Genomic DNA, 24,063 nt, shown 5'->3' on the forward strand with positions numbered 1-24,063 from the left:
TCCCGAAGGACTCAATTAGTATCCTCTTCCTTTCCAAACCATACCACTGCATAACCTTTGTGAATGCTCATCCCAACGGCTTTCCATGGGCTGATCCAGATTCCTCCGTTGATCATCACATCATTGTGCCCCTGACTATTTTTCCAGCCAGTGAAAGCGCTTTCTGCGGTGGCTACAAATCCTTCTGAACCCCCGTGTGCAATTTCAAACCCACTCCCTTTATAATTAGTAAGTTCTGAGGGTTTTTTCCACATGCATTCGCTTTGCGAGTGATCTGGTGTATAACAGCAAGAAGACCACTTATCGCTTTTTGACCAGCTATGTGGATTACAGTTACTGTCAGCATCAGGGTTATTAACCACGAGATCGTAAGTGTGCCACTGGGCAACCAGGGTCAGGGACTTTGATAAAGGGATAGCGGAGAGCCCTTTTCAGGTCAAAAAAAATCCTTACCACATAGTCAAGCATCACGATGATCCATTTATAGGACTGATCCCGTTTATTTCATCGGGAGAGCAGGTCGGTCGAAATAATTTGGTCGGTAACGCTCTATGAGAACGCTTGGTGATCTTATTGCTACAGGAAATCTTAGTATTAGGAAAAAGATTTAGTTGACCTCTAAAGGTTTTTGTTCACGACCAGTTCATAGAAAAAGTCCTTATAGCTGGCACCGATCAGAATGAACTCTTCCTTGGTCTTCATCTTAACCCGGTTTCTACTGATGTTTTCGATTTTGTCTATGGAGATAATGTGTCGCTTATGAACTCTGACAAAACCTTTTGAGAAGAGGGAAGTTTCGTAATGCTTTATGCTGCTCAAGGTTAAAATCGGCTTCAATTCGTTCAGCAAGTGGATTTTGACATAATCTTTGTAGCTTTCCAAAACCACAATGTCTTTCAGGTTGATTTTGATGGAGGAATATTCAGATTTCACAAAAATGTAATCCTGTGAATCATTCAAGGTGAAATTTGAAGAAGAAGCCTGGGGTATGGGCATATTTATACCTGCTGCCATAAGTTTATTTACAGCCATGAAAAACCGTTCGAAACTGAATGGCTTCACGAGATAGTCAACAGCGTTGATTTCAAATCCCTTCACGGCAAAATCACTGTATGCTGTGGTGAAGATCACTTTGGGCTTCACCGGTAGATTTTCATAGAATGAAATCCCATTGATATCAGGCATATTGATATCCAGGAATACCAAATCCACAGACTGTGTCAAAATCACATTCATCGCTTTCAGTGGCGAGTCGAACGTTCCTATCAATTCCAAGTTGGGGAATTTGTTAATGTAATCCGCTACTACATCGATAGCCAGTGCCTCATCATCGATCACTATACACTTGTAGTTCATTTTTTGATAGTCAGAAAGCTTTTGAATAGGTTGTTTTCCCGTTTTTGTCGGAAGGAGTATTTTCCGGGGTAGATCAATTCCATCTGATTTTCCAGATTTTTGATCCCCAGTCCCACATGTCTTTTTTCTGCGGGATCTTCAAACTTCTTAGTAATGCTGTTGATTACTGAGAATCTCAATTCACGTTCGTTTTCCTCCAGTGAAATGAGAATGAATGAAGGAGTTAGATAGCTGACGCCATGTTTGAAGGCATTCTCCACCAAAGTCATCAGGATGAGCGGCTCAATAAGTAAATCCTTGTTTTGTATGTTTACATTGAAGTTTATATTCGGCGCATTTTCTTCAGTGAATTTCAACTTCTCCATTTTGATGTAATTGTGGATAAAGTCTATTTCCTGTTTGATAGGGATCTTGCTTTTGCCTGCTTCATAGAGGACATGCCTCAGAATATCCGAAAGCAGCAAAATAGCGTTTGTTGTGTCCTCTGATTTTTTCCGGGCCAGCGCATAGATGTTGTTTAAAGCGTTTAGGAGGAAATGTGGGTTTAGCTGGGTTTTCAGGAAATTGAGTTCCCCGATGGCCTTTTGTTTCTCCATTTCATCATTTCTTGTCCGCTCGTTGTCGAAAAGCAGGAGTACTTCGAATGCTGTGCCCAACCCTAAAAGCAGGAAATATCGGAAAGTGAATGATAGGGTTCGGAAGAAAAAGGGGGGGAGCGGAAATAGGAAGCCTTGTGGCTTTGGGGAGGGTGCTATTTCTAATTTATCAAACTGATTCCTCTTTATACTGATCATGTGATAAGGATCCCAAAGGTAATAGTCAATCAAGTGATGGATACTAAGTGAGGCCAACAATAGAATAAGAACGCTAAGGAAGTACCTGCGATAGGAGCGTTTCTCAATGTACTTAGGTATTAATATCGCAATGTTAAGAATGTAAAAAAGCACCAGATTGATATTCGTCAGGCTGATATTTATCATATTGCCTCCTGGAAGTGGTCTGGAGAAAGAGGGGATTGATTGGGAAAGTAGCACCCCGATAATCAGTAGGTGTACGATCCCTTTCAATAGTTTCCTTTGTTCCATGTTTGGTGCAGTTAGATCAAGTTGCAAATGAAACTGGGTCAGGTCTTTCCATAACAACATGAAGAGTTGTTTTAAGAAAAATTAAACCTTGGGACTAGTGCAGTGTTAACCAAAACCTGTCAGGCTTGTACCATCGACTTTTGATAAGTAAGTAGCTTCTAATGGCAAAACCTGACAGGCTTATCCTGTACTTTTTACACTTAACATAGCACCTGGTTTAATCGTCGTCGTCTGAATCTTCAAACGGAAGGAATTCCCAGATGTCATCAAATCGCAAAGCGGAACTTCTTCCAAGCAAGACGAAAGCCCTGTTGCCGTCAGAAAGGACAGAAGCCCCGGTTCTGGCTGTTCCTTCAAAGGCGGTTTTGTCTTCCCAATCATCCAATATAGGATCGTATTCCCATGTTTCTGAAAGTAAGGATCCCTGGGTTCCTGTCGCTATATATCCCAGCGAGCCTATGCTGAATCCGACCCCCTCACTTCTTGCGATGGTATAATTGTCATCTTCATCCAAGTCACCTTTTTGAGTCCATGTTTCAGAGGTTCCGTCTAAAGCCCAGAAATCATACTCATATGAGCCATTGTTGATACCACCACCAATGTAGGCTACATCATTGATTACAAAAACAAATGCTCCCTGTCGCTTTGCTCCGCCCATACTTATAAATGAACTCCAAGTATCAGTCTCAGGCTGATACTGCCAAAAATCTTTCTGCTCGCTTCCATCAAATCCGGTACCGATGTAGCCTTTACCAGCTAATTCAAACCCAATTGCACTATATCGGGCAGTCCCCGGAAAAGAGCTCACCTCACTCCAGATATCAGTTTCTGGGTCATAAGACCAGAAATCCCCAAGTCTGTTTCTACCGTCATATCCTGTGCCATAATAACCTTTAGAGCCTATGGTAAAAGCCACGGCATTGGATCGGGCTGTTCCGGGGAAATCAGCTCTTCTGACCCATGAATTCTGTGCAGCATCATATTCCCATACATCCCTGGTGTACTCATCGCCCGTGTAGCCACCCACGACGAAATGTCTGCTGCCCACACTGAATGAAGATGAGTTGGATCGGTTGTTCCCTTCGAAATAGGATCTTCTTACCCAGTTTCCTTCGGTGGTAGTATCTTCTGCGTCCTGACAGGAAAAGAGTGGGACTAGCATGATCAATGCTGCCAGAGTTGATAATAGCCAATTTGGTTTTTTCATAATCTTAGTTTAAAGGGATAATTGTGATTTCTAATTTTGATTTGTATTGGGTGTTGTTTTCGCCTACCACCAAATAGCCCATATTGAATGAGGTGGATGAAGGGACATCGAGCCAGAGCCCATCTGTTTGCCGACTGCCCGAAATTTGACTTTCGACAAAGTCTTTGACAGGGATTTTGAAGTAGGTGGCTTCTTGGAAAATCTCATCAAAAGAGGTGAGGGTGGCTTGAGTCAGGTAAGATTGGATGTTGTTGTTTTTATCCATCACATATACATCTAATTCATGCAGGGGCTGATTGAGCTTTCCGTCATAGGTGGCTTTTTTGACAGGCATGTAGAGATAAGCTTCCGAGATATAATAGTCATAAGGTACATCTCCGATGTAGGCTAGATCACCCAAGTCAATCCGTATTCCGCCAAATCCCAGATCATCTGCGAGAACAAGATCTTGACTTTCTTCAGAGGGAAGGGCGGTGTAATTCTGCGATGCAGAGAAGGGGGTATTTGATCGATCGACTTGCAGATGTGTATAACCCAGAGCATATTCGCCAATGGGAATTTTGTACTCATCACTGTCTTCACGAAGCTCTAAAGGAGTTTTATGGTAGAGTGAGAGGTAAGATTCTTTAGAGACTAGCATCAGTGGGCTCTGACCTGTTACTTCCAGCATAAACCCGGGGAAAAAGTCCAGAAAATCTTCATTGTCCTCAAATATTTTGTCCGATCCTTTGGCTTTTTCCAGCAGTTCCATTCCAAATTCCATCGGTAAAGTGATCCTGATCGAATCCCGCGAAGGAAGGTATTGGACTTTAGTCGTGATCAGTGGATTGCTGTAAGTGCCGAAGGTCTCAAAGTCGTAAAATACATCATCATCGTTTTGATATTCCAACCGCTGTGAGAGTTGGTATATGTTAAGGTCAAATTCAGGTAAGGTGTCGAAATGTGAGGCATCTATTTTTAAGACAAATACAATAGAATCCAATAGGGTGTTATCATCAAATCCGGTGACAGTGCTGCTCAATGAAAATTCGAAATATGGATTTGCTTTGACCGTTCCTCTGTATGGATCCGTATTGTTTCCCAAAAGAAAAGTCTCCTGTGTACTGGTGACCATACTGTCTTGAAAATAGCTGGAATAGGAAATTTCAGTGAGCTCTATTTTATGGATAGAGAGATCATCTTCGATATCTACTTCAGGAATTCCCTCTAAAAAGCTATTTTCATAGCAAGAACATAGGATTATAACCAGCAAGCTGAATGCTATTCTGGGCTTCATATTTTTTTGTTTCAAAATTATCTTCCCTACTATGGATATAATGAGAAAGTAGAACAACGGGCAGATTGTCTAGAGGAAAAGCTATATCCCATCTACCAAATGAGAGGGGGTGAGTATTGAACAGTATGGTTCTACGTCTGGATAATTTACTCTTTTATCTACAAAAACCGGCTGTTCCTCTAGATTCAGCCTTACACTTACTTGTTGTATATAGCTTGCATTCAAAAATGTAAAGATGAGTAAATACTTTCCATGCTTGTTGATTTGTTTTTGGCTTATGTCCGCGACCTTAGGCATGGCTCAGCGAGGCCATGGGTCATTGTATTCTACCATAGGCCTGGGTTTGCCTACCTATGATAATTATGGACTTGCCAAGCGCCTAGGAGGAGTGGGGGCAGGGGTAAGGTCCCCGTATTTCCTAAACACCATCAATCCTGCTTCGCAAACTAGCATAGGACTATCACATACCTTTATCCTTGATGTAGATGTGTCCTACAACCAACAAAGAATCGCAACTGGAAATGAGACCATCTCTAATAACTTTTCTAACCTCAATTATTTCAATATGTGGTTTCGACTTTCTCCGGAATCAACAGTTTCATTGGGCTTAAGTCCGGCTACGATCCAAGACTACAGCTATTCCGACACCTATTATTTTGAAGGAATGGCCGATAGGTACACAAGGATATTTAAGGGCTGGGGAAATATCAATAAAGCATATTTCAATTTTGCTACTAGTCTCAGTTCAAGGATTTCCGTAGGAATTAGACCATCGTTTCTCTTTGGGAATTTCCAAAAAGAATCAACCTACCTAGATCAATATGGGGCTGGATTTCTATATGATAGGAATAATTCATATACAGGATTGGGTGCGGAAGGAGGTATTCAGGTCGATATACTACAAAATGAAAAGCATACTCTCACCTTTGGAACTTCTGGGCAGTGGTATTCCAAACTTGAGGGGACAGGTACTTCCCGGGTGGAAAATTATCTGGAGCAGGACGTTCTGTATGAAGCGGATGAAGTAGAATTGGATTATCAGCTTGGCAACACTGTTCGTTCAGGACTTTCTTTTCAAAACAAATCTTGGACAATTGGAGCTGATGTTCTTTATGGATTTCCTGCAACAGACGAAGATTACGGCATTTCCAATCAAGTGTATAGTGTCGGAGCTGAGTTTGTTCCCAGTTTTTTCGACTCAGAATTTATTAAACAAATGAGCTTCTCACTTGGAGCGAATTACGATACGGGGTCCATTATGATCGAAGGAGCCAAAGTCTCCTCTTACGAAGTGAGTTCCGCTATCGGAATACCCCTCAATAGATCCAGTAGATTAGCTATAGGCTATAAGTATAGAAATATGGGGGATGTCGATATTATTTCCAAAGAGTCTCTGAACACAATTACACTTAACTTCAGTTTTGGAGATACTTGGTTTTTCCGTAGAAAATTCGAATGACCCCGATGAAAAAAAAATTAGTAGTGCTGCTCATGCTGCTTGCGAATAGCTCAATTGCCCAAGAATTGGATGGAGAAAAAGTGTCTGGTTTTTTCCATTTGCCTGTTGAGAACCTGCTGGGTATCCTGGATTTCAATATGGAAGAAGTTGCAAAGCGCTTGCACCTGAAAAGCCAATCTTCCGAATACAAAAAAATGGATCGTATTATCTCTTGGTATCAAGTTAAAACAGATAGTATCTATACTGCGAACAAACCGCAGTTGGTAGCCATTGAAAATTCCTATTGGGCAAAAGTGGCAGCGATAGATGACAGGAATGACTTTGACAGGGTGTTTGCCGTGGTGAAGGAATACACAGATGCGGTAAAGCCCTACAGTCCGCCAATTCAAGCTTTGGAACTGGAGGTAGGTAATTGGATCTCGACATTTTTGAGTGAGAGACAATATGATAAATGGGAAAAGTATCTCGCAAAGAAGCATAAAAAAAACAAGCCTAAAACCCCGATGCCTATGAGTGGGCCTCCGATTGGGGATTTATGAAGTATGATTCCCGAAAGGATACCAATAGCCATAATTTCTTTATTTTATAGGCTGGATGACCGAGAAGTGATGCCAATCTCTTGATGCCTGGGCCGGTCTCATTAGAATTACAATCTCATGTCCTTTAGAATACGGGATAAATAGACAGTTATGGACTAATAAACCAGGATGGATTGATTGTCGTCCGTCTTGGCAACTTAGACTCGTAAGTTTCTTTTTACCCAAAAAATAGTCATGGTCAATCAGGCCGCAGCCTTCCAATTCAACTGCCCAAACGCTCCAGTACCGACAATTTATAACTTTCCCCAATTGGAAGTTCCACCTTTCCTATTTCAATGTCCTGATTTGTATAAGCGGTGATTTTATCAAGATTTACCAGGTAAGAACGGTGTGTTCTCAGAAATCTATTGTCAAGTCCTTCCAAAAAGGAGGATAGACTTTGTTTGGTCAGGTGATTATCATCATCGGTTACGATCTTGATGTAATCCTTGACGCTCTCCACGTACAATATATCCGCAAAGAATACTTTTACTTGTTTCCTGTCTTTTCGAACAAAAACAGCATCGGTTTTGGCTTGCACATTTATTTCTGCTACAGAAATAGCAAAGGAACTCTGATCCAAGTATTTCTCTATAGCCTTGAAAAAACGTGCAAAGGAGATGGGCTTCAATAAATAATCTATGGCATTCAACTCAAAACCTTCCAATGCGAAATCACGATAAGCCGTCGTGAAGATGACTTTGGGTTTGTGGCTCAGGTTTTTAAAAAATTCCGTGCCCTTCAAAACGGGCATTTCAATATCCAAAAAGAGGAGATCTATTTTTTGGTTTTTAAGAACCTTGTTGGCCTCAATAGCACTGGCACAAGAAGTGACCAGCTCAAAATCATCAAGTTTGGACAAATGATTTTTGATGAGTCCCCTGGCAAGCTCTTCGTCATCAACTATTACGCATTTGTATTTCATTTTCGCTTTAGTTTTAGTAAAACCTCATAATTATATGTCCTTTCACTAAGGGCTAGCTCGTATGAATCCGGATATAATAATTCCAGTTGTTTTTTTACGTTCTTGAGCCCCAACTGCTCTTCATTTTCCCGACACTTCTCCAGGGTGTTAGCCGGCATTGAATTGCTGATGGTGAATAGTAAATCCGTTTGATTTGTGGTAATGGAGATAGTAATTTTTGCTTTTTTCAATTCTTGCGTTACCCCGTGTTTAAATGCGTTTTCGACAAATGTCAGCAAAAGAAGAGGGGCAATATTCAGATCAGATTCAGCCTTATGGACAAAATTAACATCTACGCGATCTCCATAGCGTATTTTTTCCAATGATAGATAGTTTTCGATCAGCTCAATTTCTTTTTGAACAGGTACATAGTTTTCGTTGCAGCGGTAAAGAATATAATCCAGGATATCAGAAAGCCGTTCGATAACCTCGGGCGTCTTTTCTGATTTCTCCAATGCAAGGGCATAGATGTTATTCAGGGTATTGAATAAAAAATGTGGATTGAGCTGATTTCGTAAGGCTGTAAGTTCCGCTGTTCTTTTTTGCTCATTCAGTTTTAGAAGTTTCTGTTGGTTTTTATAAAAACGGGCCATCAGCAACAGCGCAGTAGGCGTGAGGTATAGAATGCTTTTGCTTAGAAAAACGGAAAAAGAGGAAATTCGCTTCCAATAAGGTTCCTCCGCATATTTTTTTTGTATTTCATCGTAGGAATCGAAATAGACAACATCGAAATAAAGCATCCTAATAGCCTGATACAGTGCAAACATCGAAATCAACAGAACCAACATCCAAAAGACAAAAAGACCTGTTTGCTTCTTATCTAAAAATGTGGGTATCAAACCATAGATACAGACATAGGCAGTAATGATCTGCACCAATAGGATGAGTCCGTATGTTTCAATTATGTGTCTGTGGCTTTCATAACTGCTAATATTAGAAACGGACAAAACGAAGTATAAATACACAGCTATCCAAAACAATACATGTTTTAAAACCTGATTTTCTGAATATATCCGTAATTTTTCCATAGGTCGAAAGCATAAAATTAACCTTATATGTCTTCTTGGGCGGTTATTGTCTATAAAAACTTCCTTACAGGCCACGAACAGCCCAAAACCGACGACAAATCCGCAATTGACTATCCATAGACAGAAGTCCTTGGTTCATCTACTTTTCCAAAATCCGGTTATACCTATCCCTAGTTTTGAAAAAAGCAGAACAAATGATGGGTTATTTCACAAAAATCGCCGTAACGGTTATTCTCCTTAACTTGGTACAATCCCTATCAAGGGCACAGTCCATCACATCCGTTTCAGGAACTGTGGTCAACACAGCTAGTGAGCTTATGTGGGGAAACGCCCTCATCATCTCCCCACTGGATTCAACTATAGTGGCGGGAGTCAGTTTTTCCGATGGGAAGTTTGAATTATCAGGTTTAAATTCCGGAAGGGCATACTTAAAACTCACCTCGCTGGAATTTCAGGACACCTTTATCACTGTCGAATATAAAGGGGATACAGTTGTTGACTTGGGTACTATTGTAGTAGAAAAAGCCCAAATCGAACTGGAAGAGGTGGTGCTGATAGCCAATATGCCTTTATTCGAAACAAGATCCGACGGAATAGTCCAGGTAAATGTTGAGAATACCATACTTGCGACCAGTAACACCGTTCAGGAGATTTTGTCACGCTCACCAAACGTGTTTGTGGAAGACGAAGGTATTTCGGTCCTGGGTAAAGGGGCAGCCATCATTTATTTAAACGGCCAACGTATTTTGAACGAACAACTTTCGAACATACAGGCATCCGAAATTAAGAATATAGAAATCGTATCAAACCCCTCGGCAAAATACGATGCTGAAGGACAGGCTGTCATTAATATTGTCACACGCGCGGATGTACTGGAAGGGATAAAGGGAGTGCTTAGCCAGAATGCCAGTTTCTCAGAATTTTCGCCTACCAATACCAGTACCAATTTAAGCATGGATTATCGAAAACAGCGTATTTCGGTAACTGGAAACTATGGAATGCAGCTTGGAGCCTATCGTTTTCTATTGAATACTACAAGAAATAGATCCCAGGAAGAGGATTCTTTTAATTCAGATATTACAACCGATTGGAAAAGAAAACAAAAATATTTTGCAAATTACGGGGTTGGTGTACAGTATAATTTTACGGAAGACAGCTATTTGTCCATAGGTTATAATGGTCTGACCAATAATCTGGGAGGTACCGAGAACAGCACTAATGATATCACTGCCAATGGGGAACAGCAACAGTTCGAAAGTGTCGTAAACAAAGATGACCTTACGACCCAAAACTCTATAGTTCTGAATTATTTTCAGTCGGTGGACACCTTGGGTTCTTCCTTGACCATCGCAAGTCAATATTCGTCAAATGGAACAAGTATAGATGATCTTATCGCTGAAAAATCTGTTGCTGATGGGAAGACAACAAATAGGACATTAAAGAATCTTGTCCACCGTGAGATCCCCATATTGAGCGCACAGTTAGATTATACTAAGGCATTTTCAAACCAAGGACAATTGGAAACAGGAGTCAAATTCGGTAGTGTGAGCAATACCTCCGATTCTGATTTTTTGGTCTCAGCTAACGATGGTGATTTTATAGTAGATGAAAGCTTATCACGGGATTTCGAATACCACGAGAGGATTTATGGCACCTATGTGACTTATAAAAAAAACACTTCGCAAAAATTGAATTATAGTTTTGGCCTCAGGGGGGAGCTTACTGAATACGACCTGCAGACTGACCTTTCGGGCGGATTCACTGAAAACAGCTACTTTAATCTGTTTCCGAATGCATCTCTGGGAATAACCCTAAGTGAGAACAAGTCCCTATTTGCGTCATACACTTCACGAATTGCACGTCCGAGATATGAATCTTTAAATCCTACTATTGTCTATCAGGATGCTTTCACTTCGATTCAGGGAAATCCGAATATTGTTCCAGAAAAAATTTATGCTTTTGAGCTGGGGGCGAATCTCAGGTCATTTACGCTAAAATTCGGCTACAACCACACTATTGACCCAATTACCGGCGGAGCTGTTCAAGGAGATGATCCAAAAAGCTACATTCTACAGGGTTTTAACAGTACTAAACAACATGATGTTTTTGCCGGCATTATCGTACCCATTGACACCAGATGGTGGACTTCAATGAATACTATCACAGCCAGTTACAATAAACTGGTTGATACCCGCTCATCATTTGGCGTTAACAAAACAAGACCGCAGGCCTACGTGTACACCAATAATAAATTCACTTTGTTTCACGGGTTGAAATTGCAGTTTATCGCTTGGTACCTGAGCAACCGCTACGATGGTATATACTTCAGGAAAAATCAGGCCGAGATTACGGTGAGCCTGGAAAAGGACTTTTTCAACAAATCTTTAAAGCTGCAATTGGTTGCAAATGATATATTTCAGACCAATAAGCCTGACGGGGATTATCAACTTGGGAATACGTTGATTCTTTTTGACCGAATAAACAACACTCAGTACTTTAGGATGACGGCGAGCTACAATTTCGGCAAGTTGAAGAAAATAAATTACCAGCATAAATCTTATGAAAATGGAGAAAATGACAGGTTGTGATTTTGATTGGCTATATGCTGCATTTTCAGGCGTTTATGTTTTTTTGATAATGAATGTCGAACGTTGAGTTGCGAATAGCGAAATTTTAAGGTTAAAATTCCATCTCCACCATCACTGGGAAGTGATCGGAAGGATATTTCTTGCCGTAATTATCGGTGAGAATACCATGGCGGATTACCTTTAGGTCACCCTTTACAAATATGTGGTCTATTACCCCGTCAGGTAATTTGTCCCAATCAAAACCTGTGAATGTGCCTGCGGGGCCGTAGGAGGGTATTTCAGAAACTGTCTTGGCATCTTTCCAATCCGGGTTCGCCGTGATGGTGCTATAGGCTGCGTTTTCAGGTGTTATATTGAAGTCCCCCATCAGAATTGCTGGTGCATTTTCTTTGTTGAGTAGAGATACTTGTTCCATTACCAGCTTGCTGCTTTCTTCACGGGCCTGCTGGCCGATGTGATCATAGTGAATATTGAACACATAAAAGGTTTCACCGTTTTTTTGTCTGAATTTACCCCAAGTACAGATCCTGTTCAGTGAAGCATCCCAGCCTTTACTAGGTTTTTCTGGTGTTGGTGATAGCCAAAAGGTGCCCTGATCAAGTATATCAAATTTAGCAGGATTATAGAGTATGGCAGCATATTCACCTTTCTCGGTTCCGTCATCACGTCCTACGCCTATGAATTCATACCCGAGAGTCTCGTTAAGGTCAAGCAGCTGCTTGTTCAGGGCTTCCTGAACTCCCACTAGGTCGATCTGATGAAATTGGATCAGGTTGGCAACATGTGGAAGTCTGTCTTCCCAAAGATTCCCTATGTCACTTTGATTGGCATAGCGGATGTTGAAGGTGGCAAGATTGTGTGTTTGGGCCAGTGAAACTACTTGTGTTCCCATCATCAAGACGATTAGGAAAACACCTGTTTTTAAACTACCTCTTACTGTTCTTCTCATGATTTTAGAACTTATTCTTGAAAATGGTTTAAGTATTTAAAATTGAATCATAATTTCATCAAATGAAAACCATTTATCCCAAAGACCTTTCTACGCTTGAATTTTATGGGTTATTGCAAGGAGCGGTGGCTCCAAGACCCATTGCCTTTGTGAGTACGATTGACATAGAAGGCAATGTCAACCTTAGCCCTTTCAGTTTTTTCAACCTGTTCAGTTCAGATCCTCCGATTCTTATTTTTTCTCCATTGAGGAGGATGAGGGATAATACCACAAAACATACCCTACAGAATGTGATGGAGGTGCCTGAGGTAGTCATCCATATAGTGCATTTTGGTATGGTGGAGCAGATGTCCCTCGCAAGTGCGGAATATGACAAGGGTGTCAACGAATTTGAAAAAGCGGGATTTACTCCATTGAAAAGCAATGAAGTCAGACCGCCCCGTATCAAGGAGGCACATGTGGCGTTTGAGTGCAAGGTGAATGAGGTGAAATCACTTGGGGAAAGTGGTGGAGCGGGCAATTTGGTGATCTGTGAGGTTCTGGCAGCTCATGTGAGGCAGGAGATCCTAGATGAAAAGGGAGTGATCGATCCTAAAAAGCTGGATGCCGTGGCTAGACTTGGTGGGAATTGGTATAGTAGGGCGAATGGTGCCTCTCTTTTTCAAATCCCAAAACCTGCCAGAAATCTGGGAATAGGAATAGACCAGATGCCCGCATCGGTGAGGAATAGCATGATTCTTAGTGGAAACAATCTGGGGAGGCTGGGGAACGTGGAGGTTTTGCCAGGAGAGGCAGAGGTTGTCGCTTTTGGGAGAGGGCCTGAGATTCAGGAAATGAGGGTACGTTTCCAGCATGATCCCGATTCCCTGATTGATCATCTGCATTTATTGGCCAAAGAGGCCTTGGATGAAGATGATGTGACAAGAGCTTGGCTGATATTGTTGCAAACAAGTTTTGAAGGGCAGTAGGTATTCATAGTCTTCAGTAGGCAGTCAGTCTTCAGTGAGCAGTTGTAAGAAATCCTATGGTGCATTTATTATTTTACTGCCAGAAAAGAGGATATACATAAAATTGAAATGCACTTTTCATGTTTTCAGCATACCTGAGCCTTTTTCATCAGGTCTGAGAAAAAAGCAGTGTTTTTGCCAAAGATTGGGCGAGCTCAGAAATGCTGAAGAAGGCAATAATAAAAGCGGCCTAGGCCGCTTTTATTATTTAATGATGATGTCCTGTGGTATTCTCACCTGAATGCCTTCGTAGGATTTTATTTTTTCTACCTGTTGATAGAGTGTGTAGTTGGTTCCTAATTCACCCTTAAGAATTTTTGTTTGGACATTTTTCCCAAAATCTTCCAATAGGGTTTCTATCCAGGATTTTTGAGCTGGGTAATATACCACCCGATAATCATCTCCCGCACCGATTCTCTCAGCGGCAAGTTTGATGGTGGTATTCAGGCCACCCAATACATCTACTAAGCCACGCTCTTTTGCTTGGTTCCCTGTCCATACGCGTCCTGATGCTATTTCTTTCACGGCTTCTGTGGACATTCCCCTTCCTTCGGACACGCGTGAGATGAATGTTTCATAGCCTTCCTCTATGAGGTTTTGAATGATGGATCGCTCCACATCGGTCATAGGTCTGGTAGGATTCATGAAATCTGACAATTCACCAGTTTTCACCACGTCAGTAGTGATTCCAAGTTTGTCATTCAACAGCTCCTGGGCGTTGAACATCATTCCGAAAATACCTATAGATCCAGTGATGGTATTCGGCTGAGCCACGATCGTATCAGCTGGGGCAGAAATATAGTAACCGCCGGAAGCCGCTACTTCTCCCATGGAGACATAGACCGGTTTGGCTTTTTTGGCTTCGGCCATTTCTCTCCAGATCACCTCTGAGGCCACTATGGATCCTCCAGGAGAGTTTACGCGGAGGACGATAGCTTTGATATTGTCGTCTTTACGGGCTTTTCTGATTTCTTTGGCGAATTTATCAGAACTGATCACCCCATCTGCTTTACCTCCGACGATCTCACCTTCCGCTACTATTACAGCGATTCTATTGGAAGAAGTGATGTTTTTTGATTTGACAGTAGAGTTAAGATCTGTGGCATTAATCGTTTTGATGTCATCATCTTCATCTATGCCCAGTTTATCTTTCAGTTTGGAAAGTACTTGGTCAAAATAGAGTAAATCAGTTGCAAGGCCATAGGTAACAGCGTCGTCCGGCTTGCGTACCAGCATCAGGTCATTGATTTTTTTCAGTGAGTCATAAGCTACCCCTCTTGATTCAGCTATCTCATGCAGGGCAAATTGATTCATATCATCCAGAAATGACTGGGTTTGTAACCTGGCCTCGGGGCTGCTTTTTTCTAAAATGAATGGTTCTACTGCAGATTTGAATTCACCCACCCTGAATATTTCAGGTTTCACGCCTACTTTTTCAAACAAACCTTTGAAGAAAATCCCCTCTGCGGAGAACCCGTTGAAATCTATTCCTCCAAGTGGATTTAAGTAAATTTCATCTGCCACTGAGGCGACATAATAACCGCCTTCCGTATAGGCTTCATCATAGGCAAGAATGAATTTTCCGGAGGTTTTGAAGTCCAGTAGTGCTTCCCTCAGCTCTAGCAAGCTGGCCTGACCTGCGAATACCATTCCGGTATTGAGGTAAATACCTTTAATTTTATCGTTATCTTTAGCCTCTGCTATGGCTTTTTTCAGATTGAGGAGCCCGGCAGTGAGATCCTGACCAAATGGATTGCCTAAGCTGGAGAAATCCATATCATCTTCAGAAGTACGCTCCACGATAGTTCTTCCGTTCAGATCTAGGTGTAGGACGGTGTTCTCACTCACCGTGACTTTGTCGCTCCCCGTCGCCGCCAGCATTCCGATCAAGCCAAACATCACAAGCACACTCAATATGCTAAAAACAAAAAGCCCGACGATGACTGCCAGTACATTTCCTAAGAATTTCATAAGCTAGATTATTTGAAGTTCCAAAATAACCTAATTTGGACCATGATTACAAAAACAATAATGTACTGAGCATGTTTGAGAAAGCCGTTTTATTACTAGGAGGGAATAAAGGCGAAAGATTGATGCTTTTAAATGCAGCGGTAGAGGCTGTGTCGAAACTTGGCGAAGTCACACTTCTCTCTAAGATTTATGAAACCGAAGCATGGGGAGGAGTAGCCAATGGGGCTTTCTTGAACCAACTGATTCAAATAAAAACAGCCTACTCTCCACCTGAACTCTTGGCTTTTATCCAGCAAATAGAAACTGATCTTGGGAGAAAAAGAGATGAACACTGGGGAGATCGCACAATGGATATTGATATTATTTATTTTGGTGAAAGAGTGATAGACTCTCCCGAATTACACATTCCCCATCCATTTATAGGGGCAAGGAAATTCGTTCTTGTGCCTTTGGTTGAAATCCTGCCGGATTATATTCACCCGATTATAGGCAAAACCAATCGACAGATGCTTATCGAATGTAAGGATGAAAGTGAGGTGAGGGTGTGGGAATGCTAATGATTTTCTACCCTCCTGCTTCTCCTCCTGTGTGTATCGAAATAAAAAAGCTTGATTCAAAATCTTTATAATTTGAACCAAGCTTATGTATTGATTTCTCTGCGCTTCTCTATGAGACCTTAGTGGACTTAGAGCCCTGAAACCTCAGCTTCAGAATGTATTTTCTTGACCAGCCCTTGGAGTACTTTACCAGGGCCACACTCCACAAACATTTTTGCCCCATCAGCTACCATATTTTGTACGGATTGGGTCCATTTCACAGGAGCAGTCAGTTGGGCGATGAGGTTTGCTTTGATTTCCGAAACTTCAGTAACCGCAGTTGTGCTTACATTTTGGTAAACAGGACAGCTTGGTGTATGAAAATCAGTAGCTTCTATCGCTTTTTGTAATTTTTCGCGTGCAGGTTCCATCAATGGGGAATGAAAAGCTCCTCCCACAGGAAGGGGTATTGCGCGCTTGGCTCCGGCCTCTTTCATTTTTACGCAGGCGATTTCTATTCCCTTATTTGATCCGGAGATCACCAGCTGACCTGGGCAATTATAGTTTGCCGGTACCACCACCTCTTCAGTGATGCTGGCACAGATTTCTTCTACTTTTTCGTCTGCCAATCCTAGGATAGCAGCCATAGTGGAAGGGTTGATCTCACAGGCCTCCTGCATGGCCAGTGCTCTTTGATGGACTAGCTTAAGACCATCTTCAAAAGCTAAGGTGTCATTGGCAACAAGGGCGGAAAGCTCGCCTAACGAATGACCTGCTACCATGTCCGGGGCGAAATCAGGAGTTGTTTTAGCCAAAATTACAGAATGAAGAAATACCGCAGGCTGTGTTACGTTGGTTTGTTGTAGTTGCTCTGCAGTTCCCTCAAACATGATGTCCGTGATACGGAAGCCCAGGATCTCATTTGCTTGCTCAAACAGTTCTTTCGCTTTGGGATTTTCTTCATAAAGTTCTTTTCCCATTCCTGGGAACTGGGCACCTTGGCCCGGAAAAACAAATGCCTTCATTGACTAGTGTGATTTTGTTCGGGGCAAATATAAGGCTTTTCCCAAAGTGAGTCTGCAAGGTGAAAGTTCAGGAATCTAAGCTGAGTCCGGTTTGGCGTAATGTTTCTTCAGAAAGAAATTTTGATTTTTCCTCTGGGGTAGGGAGACGGCAGGTATTTTTTTTGCCAAACCAGCGATACCGGTTTTTGCCGATCCAATTATATATTGGATCCCGTAGGGATTTGGGCAAAAGAATAATGGGATATAATACAGGCCATAGTCCTGAGAGCTTATTGGCTATTCTCAGTGCAGCGCTGCTTTTATAGTATATCTTGCCGTTTTCCAACAGGACCAATGAGTCAAGGTAATCTTCCCTTACTTCAAATCCGGAAAGGATTTTTCTGCTGAAATCATCCTGCAATGCTCCCACCAAAAAGTGATCTTTCTTATCTCTTCGGATCACAAAATCTATGGAAGCATTGCAAAGATTGCATACGCCATCAAAGAATATGATGGATTTGTTTGCCATCATCTAAGGAGCTGTATCGTTCCTTTTAGAGTTTGCTCTTTGAGCGCAGGATCGAGTACATCGAAGATTACATTGCCAGAATAGTAGTAAGTGCCTGCTGGCAGTTCATTTCCGTTTTTATCTCTTCCATCCCAGCGGATATAGATGTCATTCTCCGCAGATTCCAGACTATTGTATGAAAATACTTCTACTCCCCATCTGTTCACAATGAAGATCTCCACTCCCTGGACAAATCGAGGACATTGTGGAAAAGGGTTGTTAAAGGCCATAAAGGTCTCGTTGAAACCATCACCATTTGGGGTGAATGCATTTGGCAGGACGTAATTAGGACAATTATCCACGCACACAATATTGCTAGGCTCAGATTCGTTTCCAGACCTATCCACAGCCGTGATGTAATAACACCCGCGGTAATTTGGCAAGTTGGTAATAGTAGTTTCCAGTTGCAGTGATGATAGCGTAGCTACTAATTCAAATTGACCTGATTCTCCTTCAGGTGTAAAATATAATCTGTAGCTGCTGAGTTCATCATCACACTCTCCTGAGAAATCAGGTGTCCAGCTTAAATCATGCTCATAGGTGGAGTTGTTGCAGGGAACCTCAGCAAGATAGGCAGAGCACTCAGGTCCTTCAAAAGTAAGCACTGGCGGACAAGGCAATCGGTTGTCATCCGGCATGCCACATACGATTTGTGATTTGTTTTCCAAAGGATAGACTAACCCGCTTACATTATAAGACCCTTTGGTAATCACATAATAACAATACTCGATTTCTTTATTGAGAGGAATGCCGTTGAAACTGCCATCATCAAGGAAGGTGTAGCCTTCTGTAGTCACATCTACTTCTGCGATCTTCACAAAAGTATCTTCGTCAGCTGCGTCAGCATCAGTTTTGTTTCTATAGACCTCATGTTTGAATTCACTAACAGCATTGTTCCAAGGAACGGTAAATTGCCAATTTACTTCAATGGCCTCATTGATGATAGTCAGGTCTGCCCATACAGAAGAGGCTTTGGAAGAAGTGTCGATTTTGGTGTTTCTGTCTAGCAAGACCACCTCATAATTGTAAACCAAAGACGCTGTGTTCAGACCTGTGTCAGTAAAAAGCGTGTCTGAAGTTACTCCCAAAGATACCTGTCCCGTATTTCCTGTAAATCCGGAGCTTCTAAGTAATTCATAGCTGTATGGGCCAGGAAATTGCACTTTGTCTATATCATATGGAGGAGTCCATTTTACAAATATCTCTCCCGCTGTAGGATCGGTTTCTTCCACACTTACATTAGTAATGATGGGTACATCCACATCTATGGTGACACAGATTTCTTCTGAGACTATGCTTTCCCCAAGTCTAGGCTCTGGAAAAGCAGCGACCAATCTATAGCAATATGTGTTGCCTGGAGCCAATCCATCCCCTCCGTTTGTGTCAAGGAAATCTTGTGTCTGCATGTTGGTCGTTCCTATCAATTCGTAGCCTGCACGGATTCCGGTCTCGCAACTATCAGGCTGGTAGGGATCAGAATTGATTCTCCTCCAGACCTGCATTTCAGATGCGGAATTGGCACATACATAGGGATCCCAGTTTAGTTCCACTGACCTCCCGGACATCTGTTCTATCTCATCAAAAACAGGGGGAGGTCCCACAACTTTGATCCGCCAGGTCTTGATGTCCACTAACGCTGGGCCAGATCTAGGTTGGTCAGTGATACGCACCCGTACTTCATATTCCCTGGCACGCACATGGTTGCAGACGGTCTGCCAATTGAAGTTTACTATACCTGGGGAGGGTTGGAATGCACTTTCAGGTGAGTAGCTCGCCGGGGAAGAAGTGATTTCCATGGGTTCTCCAAAAACCTCAATTCTTACCGGGTCACCATCAGGGTCTTCTCCTTGGATGATTTCCTCAATAAGTGTTCCTGCTTCTACGCAGAGATCAGGCGGCAGAATCAGCTCTGGTCTTCGATTGTTCGAATTTTCTATAATGATCTGCATATCCCTGACCACACTGCCTATGAGCTCCCACTTGCCGTTCAGTTTTCTGTATTCATTTACCCGGAATGCGATGTTAAACTGCCCTGCAGTACCGGGCGCGTCCCACACCAGATCACCTGTGACAGGATCCAAGGTCAGGAATGCAGGGGTAGTCCCGTCTTCCTGACTGAAGCTGAATTCTGAGGATGCCGGACTTCTATAATTGTTTACCGGTCTTTGAAAAGCTTGCTTAGGTACATCCATCACATATGCAAGGCTATCTCCATCCGGGTCGTAAGCCCCGGGGTTGTGGATATACCTCACGTTTACAGCTCCGTTATCCACGGGAGGGATGGTCAGGACGGGTGAGTTGTTTACTCCAATGAAAGGGTCTATGGTAATGGTGGTCTCCACATAAAACGGTGTATCTACCGAATTGTCCATGTTCAGGGTACGGTCATTTCGGTTTTGCTCCAAAAAGCGGATGGTGTAGGTGCCAGGGCCCTGAAAAGTATGTTCAATGACAAAGGTATTTTTCTCGATTTGGTTTCCTAGATCCTCTACAAGTTCAAATGCACTTTCTGTATTTAGCCCATCTACGACTCTTCCGTCGCCAAAATCTATTGTTCCCGGGCCAAAAATCACATTCGATCTGGTATCCGTATATCCTACTACCGTGATTTTATATACCAAGGATTGTGGTGATTGCCGCTCTGCTGTGATTTCACCAGCCCTAATATGTGTGGCCCAAGCTTCAGAAATTCCGGTTATCAGAAATATTAGAAAAAGTCCGAGGGCGAGTTTCAGCTTCATGTTGGTCAAAGTCATTAGTAAGGAAAGATAGAATGTACGAATTTATTCCATTTTCAGGTTTTTACTATACTATCTTCTTGTACGAAAGAAACGGAAATAAGTAGAAAATCCCCGTAAAATCAAACGTATAATCTTTTCTTCGGGTTATTCGGGGAGATATTTCCTAGAGGAGTATTCCCTATTTAGAACTGATTAAAATAAGGAAAGTGCCTTAGATTGGATTGTTTGCTAGTTGTTCGGCATGTAAATTTGGCAGTAATAATCAAAGATTTCGTTTTAATCTAATCACTAAAATTGTATGAGCTGGGTTACAAAAACCTTGAGTAGCACAATAGGCAGGAAACTGATCATGGCATTGACCGGGCTTTTCCTGATTCTGTTTCTAATAGGTCACGTGTCGGGGAACATGTTATTGTTCAAGGATGATGGCGGGGAGGCATTTAATATTTATGCGCACTTCATGACCACCAATCCGGCAGTAAAGCTACTTTCTTACCTGACTTACATTTCCATCATTGGACATGTGATTTTCTCCATCTGGCTTTCCAAAAGAAACAGAGCCGCTCGTCCGATAGGTTATGGTGTTTCTACTCCTCCCTCGACCTCTTTTTCATCCAGAAATATGGGGATATTGGGAACCATCATTTTTATTTTCCTAGTTGTTCATTTGCAGGGTTTTTGGGCTCAGATGCATTGGGGAGAACTTCCTTATGTAACCTATGCTGGCGAGGAATATAAGGATCTCTACAGTATAGTTGTTTTTGCTTTTCAAAATGAGTTAATGGTAATAGGGTATGTAATCGCAATGGCATTCCTTGCGTTTCACCTCTCCCACGGTTTTTCCAGCGCTTTCCAAACCCTTGGTTTAAACCATAGAAAATATTCTCCGGCCATCCACACGGTAGGAATACTCTTCAGTATTCTGGTGCCGATTTTATTTGCCAGCATGCCAGTTTATATCTATTTCACACAGAGCTAATCAGTCCCTCATGATACTAGATTCAAAAACCCCTATAGGCCCTTTAGCCGAAAAGTGGACGAAACATAAATTCAACAGTAAGCTGGTAAACCCAGCCAATAAGAGAAAGTACGAGGTAATCGTAGTAGGTACCGGTCTTGCAGGAGCTTCAGCTGCCGCTTCTTTGGCAGAGTTGGGCTATAAAGTGAAGGCGTTTTGCTTTCAGGACAGCCCCCGCCGCGCTCACTCCATCGCCGCTCAGGGCGGGATCAACGCAGCGAAAAATTACCAAAATGACGGTGACTCCGTATTCCGCCTATTCTACGATACCATCAAAGGAGGAGATTACCGTTCCCGTGAATCCAATGTGTACCGCCTCGCGGAAGTGTCTGTAAATATCATTGACCAGTGCGTGGCGCAAGGTGTTCCTTTCGCCAGAGAGTATGGTGGATTGCTTGCCAACCGCTCTTTTGGCGGGGCACAGGTTTCCAGGACTTTCTACGCCAGGGGCCAAACGGGACAGCAGTTGCTTTTGGGAGCTTATTCAGCTCTTAGCCGTCAGGTAGCCAATGGCAAAGTGAAGCTTTACCCGCGTACTGAAATGATGGATGTGGTGACTATCGACGGGCATGCCAGGGGTATCGTAACCAGAAATCTGATCACAGGTGCTATCGAAACCCACGCTGCCCATGCGGTACTGCTTTGCACAGGTGGATATGGAAACGTGTTTTTCCTTTCTACCAATGCCATGGGGTCTAACGTGACCGCTGCCTGGAGAGCGCACAAAAAAGGAGCTTATTTCGCCAACCCTTGCTACACGCAGATTCACCCGACCTGTATTCCGGTGTCCGGAGACCATCAGTCTAAGCTGACCCTGATGTCCGAATCCCTGAGAAATGATGGACGTGTTTGGGTTCCAAAAACAAAAGAAATGGCTGAGAAACTTCGTAAAGGAGAGATCAAGCCAAAAGATATCAAAGAAGAGGATAGGGATTATTACTTGGAGAGAAAGTATCCTTCCTTCGGTAACTTGGTGCCACGTGATGTGGCTTCCAGAAATGCCAAGGACGTATGTGATGAAGGACGTGGTGTAAATGAAACCGGACAGGCGGTTTTCCTTGATTTCCGGGATGCGATCAACAGGGACAGTGAAGATACTATCCGAGCAAGATATGGCAACCTGTTTGACATGTACCAGCAGATCACAGGAGAGAACCCTTACCAAACTCCCATGAAGATCTATCCGGCCGTCCACTATACCATGGGTGGACTTTGGGTAGATTACAATTTGTCCACTACCGTTCCCGGACTCTATTCCCTGGGAGAGGCAAACTTCTCAGATCACGGTGCTAACCGTCTGGGAGCTTCCGCTTTGATGCAGGGATTGGCGGATGGTTACTTTGTGATCCCTTACACTATAGGTGATTATCTGGCGCAAATCGGGCCAAGTCCGGTTGATCCCAAGCATCCGGAATTTGCGAAAGCAGAAAAAGGAGTGAAGGATGCGATCCAAAAGCTGTTGAGTATCAATGGTTCCAAAACAGTGGATTACTTCCATAAGAAACTGGGGCATATCATGTGGGAATATTGTGGCATGGCCAGGAACGAAGAGGGATTGAAGAAGGCTAAAGGTATGATCCAGGAACTTAGAAAGGAATTCTGGGCTGATGTGAAAGTGCTTGGTGCCAATGAGGAACTGAATCAGACGCTGGAGAAAGCCAGTCGTGTAGCTGATTTCTTGGAGCTTGGAGAACTGATGGTGGACGATGCACTGAACAGATCTGAGTCATGCGGTGGACACTTCAGGTTAGAATCCCAGACTCCGGAAGGAGAGGCACTCAGAGATGATGAGAACTTTGCTTACGTGGCAGCTTGGGAGTTTATGGCTGAAAATGCTCCAGAGACATTGCACAAGGAGCCTCTGGTGTTTGAAAACGTGAAGCTGACCCAGAGATCCTACAAATAAATTCAAGACTTAATTCATAGCTATTAATTATGAAACTGACATTAAAAATATGGAGACAGAAAAACGCCAGCGATAAAGGCGGATTTGTCACCTATCCTATAGATGGAATTTCCACTGACATGTCATTCCTGGAGATGATGGATGTCTTGAACGAGGAACTTTCCGCAAAAGGTGAAGACCCGGTACACTTTGACCATGACTGCCGCGAAGGCATCTGTGGCATGTGCTCACTATATATCAACGGCCATCCTCATGGCCCTAAGCAGACTACTACTTGCCAACTTCACATGCGCTCGTTCTCCGATGGAGATACCATCACGATCGAGCCTTGGAGAGCAGCGGCTTTCCCGGTGATAAAGGATTTAGTGGTAGATAGAGGTTCTTTTGACAGAATCATCCAAGCCGGTGGCTACGTATCTGTGAATACAGGCGGTGTTCCTGACGCAAACGAGATTCCTATTCCAAAGAGAATAGCTGATGAAGCCTTTGATTCGGCTACTTGCATAGGCTGTGGAGCTTGCGTGGCGGCTTGTAAAAATGCCTCTGCCATGCTGTTCACCTCTGCGAAAATATCCCAGTTGGCCATGCTGCCTCAAGGTCAAGTAGAACGAATGACCAGAGCAGAGAAGATGGTGGCCCAGATGGATGCGGAAGGATTCGGTGCATGTACCAATACAGGGGCTTGCGAAGCTGAATGCCCTAAAGGGATCAGTCTTACGAATATAGCCAGAATGAACAGAGAATATTTCTCAGCTTCAGTGAAAAGCGAGAATGTGTAATTGAAGCATAGATTTTATAGTAAAAGCCGGCGAGAGTCGGCTT

Annotated in this window: 20 protein-coding genes; 8 read left to right on the top strand and 12 right to left on the bottom strand. The window is 42.8% G+C overall.

Features of this window, described 5'->3' with window-relative positions:
- Positions 1 to 11: 11 nt before the first annotated feature.
- The 5 genes from LZF95_RS09550 to LZF95_RS09570 form a co-directional block, all read right to left on the bottom strand.
- The gene (locus LZF95_RS09550; RefSeq protein ID WP_233754762.1) at positions 12 to 254 is read right to left on the bottom strand and encodes a hypothetical protein; all 243 of its coding nucleotides are present in this window, start codon (positions 252 to 254) and stop codon (positions 12 to 14) included.
- A 364-nt stretch (positions 255 to 618) separates the two neighbouring features.
- Positions 619 to 1,356 carry a LytTR family DNA-binding domain-containing protein gene (locus tag LZF95_RS09555; protein ID WP_233754763.1) on the bottom strand — a complete coding sequence of 246 codons (738 nt, stop codon included), beginning with the start codon at positions 1,354 to 1,356 and terminating at the stop codon, positions 619 to 621.
- Positions 1,353 to 2,441 (bottom strand): sensor histidine kinase, encoded by a 1,089-nt coding sequence (locus tag LZF95_RS09560; protein ID WP_233754764.1) that lies wholly within the window; start codon positions 2,439 to 2,441, stop codon positions 1,353 to 1,355. The genes LZF95_RS09555 and LZF95_RS09560 overlap by 4 nt, the downstream gene beginning before the upstream one ends.
- A gap of 217 nt (positions 2,442 to 2,658) precedes the next feature.
- Positions 2,659 to 3,648 carry a kelch repeat-containing protein gene (locus LZF95_RS09565; protein WP_233754765.1) on the bottom strand — a complete coding sequence of 330 codons (990 nt, stop codon included), beginning with the start codon at positions 3,646 to 3,648 and terminating at the stop codon, positions 2,659 to 2,661.
- A gap of 4 nt (positions 3,649 to 3,652) precedes the next feature.
- Positions 3,653 to 4,924 carry a DUF4270 family protein gene (locus tag LZF95_RS09570; protein ID WP_233754766.1) on the bottom strand — a complete coding sequence of 424 codons (1,272 nt, stop codon included), beginning with the start codon at positions 4,922 to 4,924 and terminating at the stop codon, positions 3,653 to 3,655.
- 277 nt (positions 4,925 to 5,201) lie between these two features.
- On the opposite strand from LZF95_RS09570, the gene LZF95_RS09575 reads away from it, so the two are divergent.
- Together LZF95_RS09575 and LZF95_RS09580 are read left to right on the top strand one after the other, a co-directional pair.
- Positions 5,202 to 6,383: a hypothetical protein gene (locus LZF95_RS09575; protein ID WP_233754767.1), complete on the top strand. Its 1,182-nt coding sequence runs from the start codon at positions 5,202 to 5,204 to the stop codon at positions 6,381 to 6,383.
- A 5-nt stretch (positions 6,384 to 6,388) separates the two neighbouring features.
- On the top strand, positions 6,389 to 6,922 hold the full coding sequence (locus tag LZF95_RS09580) for a hypothetical protein (protein ID WP_233754768.1): 534 nt from the start codon (positions 6,389 to 6,391) through the stop codon (positions 6,920 to 6,922).
- Positions 6,923 to 7,184: 262 nt separating this feature from the next.
- On the opposite strand, the gene LZF95_RS09585 is transcribed toward LZF95_RS09580, so the two are convergent.
- Positions 7,185 to 7,886 (bottom strand): LytTR family DNA-binding domain-containing protein, encoded by a 702-nt coding sequence (locus LZF95_RS09585; RefSeq protein ID WP_233754769.1) that lies wholly within the window; start codon positions 7,884 to 7,886, stop codon positions 7,185 to 7,187.
- The gene (locus LZF95_RS09590; RefSeq protein WP_233754770.1) at positions 7,883 to 8,953 is read right to left on the bottom strand and encodes a sensor histidine kinase; all 1,071 of its coding nucleotides are present in this window, start codon (positions 8,951 to 8,953) and stop codon (positions 7,883 to 7,885) included. The genes LZF95_RS09585 and LZF95_RS09590 overlap by 4 nt, the downstream gene beginning before the upstream one ends.
- 176 nt (positions 8,954 to 9,129) lie before the next feature.
- Here LZF95_RS09590 and LZF95_RS09595 point away from each other — a divergent pair, with 176 nt between their 5' ends.
- Positions 9,130 to 11,541, top strand: a complete 2,412-nt coding sequence (locus tag LZF95_RS09595) for an outer membrane beta-barrel family protein (protein WP_233754771.1) — start codon at positions 9,130 to 9,132, stop codon at positions 11,539 to 11,541.
- 91 nt (positions 11,542 to 11,632) lie between these two features.
- Here the strand turns inward: LZF95_RS09595 and LZF95_RS09600 are convergent, their stop codons facing one another.
- The gene (locus tag LZF95_RS09600; RefSeq protein WP_233754772.1) at positions 11,633 to 12,490 is read right to left on the bottom strand and encodes an endonuclease/exonuclease/phosphatase family protein; all 858 of its coding nucleotides are present in this window, start codon (positions 12,488 to 12,490) and stop codon (positions 11,633 to 11,635) included.
- Positions 12,491 to 12,552: 62 nt separating this feature from the next.
- Here LZF95_RS09600 and LZF95_RS09605 point away from each other — a divergent pair, with 62 nt between their 5' ends.
- A complete protein-coding gene (locus LZF95_RS09605; protein WP_233754773.1) occupies positions 12,553 to 13,458 on the top strand; it encodes a flavin reductase family protein in 906 nt (301 codons plus the stop codon).
- Positions 13,459 to 13,701: 243 nt separating this feature from the next.
- On the opposite strand, the gene sppA is transcribed toward LZF95_RS09605, so the two are convergent.
- Positions 13,702 to 15,468, bottom strand: coding sequence for a signal peptide peptidase SppA (gene sppA, locus LZF95_RS09610; protein WP_233754774.1), 1,767 nt, complete (start codon positions 15,466 to 15,468; stop codon positions 13,702 to 13,704).
- A gap of 35 nt (positions 15,469 to 15,503) precedes the next feature.
- Here sppA and folK point away from each other — a divergent pair, with 35 nt between their 5' ends.
- Positions 15,504 to 16,025: a 2-amino-4-hydroxy-6-hydroxymethyldihydropteridine diphosphokinase gene (gene folK, locus LZF95_RS09615; RefSeq protein ID WP_233754775.1), complete on the top strand. Its 522-nt coding sequence runs from the start codon at positions 15,504 to 15,506 to the stop codon at positions 16,023 to 16,025.
- A gap of 128 nt (positions 16,026 to 16,153) precedes the next feature.
- Here folK and fabD read toward each other — a convergent pair whose 3' ends face one another.
- From fabD to LZF95_RS09630, 3 genes are all read right to left on the bottom strand, one after another.
- A complete protein-coding gene (gene fabD / locus LZF95_RS09620) occupies positions 16,154 to 17,029 on the bottom strand; it encodes an ACP S-malonyltransferase (protein WP_233754776.1) in 876 nt (291 codons plus the stop codon).
- Between the two features lie 67 nt (positions 17,030 to 17,096).
- A complete protein-coding gene (locus LZF95_RS09625; RefSeq protein ID WP_233754777.1) occupies positions 17,097 to 17,540 on the bottom strand; it encodes a thiol-disulfide oxidoreductase DCC family protein in 444 nt (147 codons plus the stop codon).
- Positions 17,537 to 20,317 carry a gliding motility-associated C-terminal domain-containing protein gene (locus LZF95_RS09630; protein WP_233754778.1) on the bottom strand — a complete coding sequence of 927 codons (2,781 nt, stop codon included), beginning with the start codon at positions 20,315 to 20,317 and terminating at the stop codon, positions 17,537 to 17,539. The genes LZF95_RS09625 and LZF95_RS09630 overlap by 4 nt, the downstream gene beginning before the upstream one ends.
- A gap of 298 nt (positions 20,318 to 20,615) precedes the next feature.
- Between LZF95_RS09630 and LZF95_RS09635 the strand changes: the two genes are divergently transcribed.
- Genes LZF95_RS09635 through LZF95_RS09645 form a run of 3 tightly spaced genes read left to right on the top strand, consistent with a single transcriptional unit; the run spans position 20,616 to position 24,020 of the window.
- Positions 20,616 to 21,296: a succinate dehydrogenase cytochrome b subunit gene (locus LZF95_RS09635; RefSeq protein ID WP_233754779.1), complete on the top strand. Its 681-nt coding sequence runs from the start codon at positions 20,616 to 20,618 to the stop codon at positions 21,294 to 21,296.
- A 10-nt stretch (positions 21,297 to 21,306) separates the two neighbouring features.
- Complete coding sequence (locus LZF95_RS09640) at positions 21,307 to 23,241, top strand: fumarate reductase/succinate dehydrogenase flavoprotein subunit (protein ID WP_233754780.1); 1,935 nt, start codon at positions 21,307 to 21,309, stop codon at positions 23,239 to 23,241.
- 29 nt (positions 23,242 to 23,270) lie between these two features.
- Positions 23,271 to 24,020, top strand: a complete 750-nt coding sequence (locus tag LZF95_RS09645) for a succinate dehydrogenase/fumarate reductase iron-sulfur subunit (RefSeq protein ID WP_233754781.1) — start codon at positions 23,271 to 23,273, stop codon at positions 24,018 to 24,020.
- Positions 24,021 to 24,063: the final 43 nt, after the last annotated feature.

Origin of the sequence: Algoriphagus sp. AGSA1 (assembly GCF_021390545.1) — a bacterium.
In the GTDB taxonomy this organism is placed as follows: domain Bacteria; phylum Bacteroidota; class Bacteroidia; order Cytophagales; family Cyclobacteriaceae; genus Algoriphagus.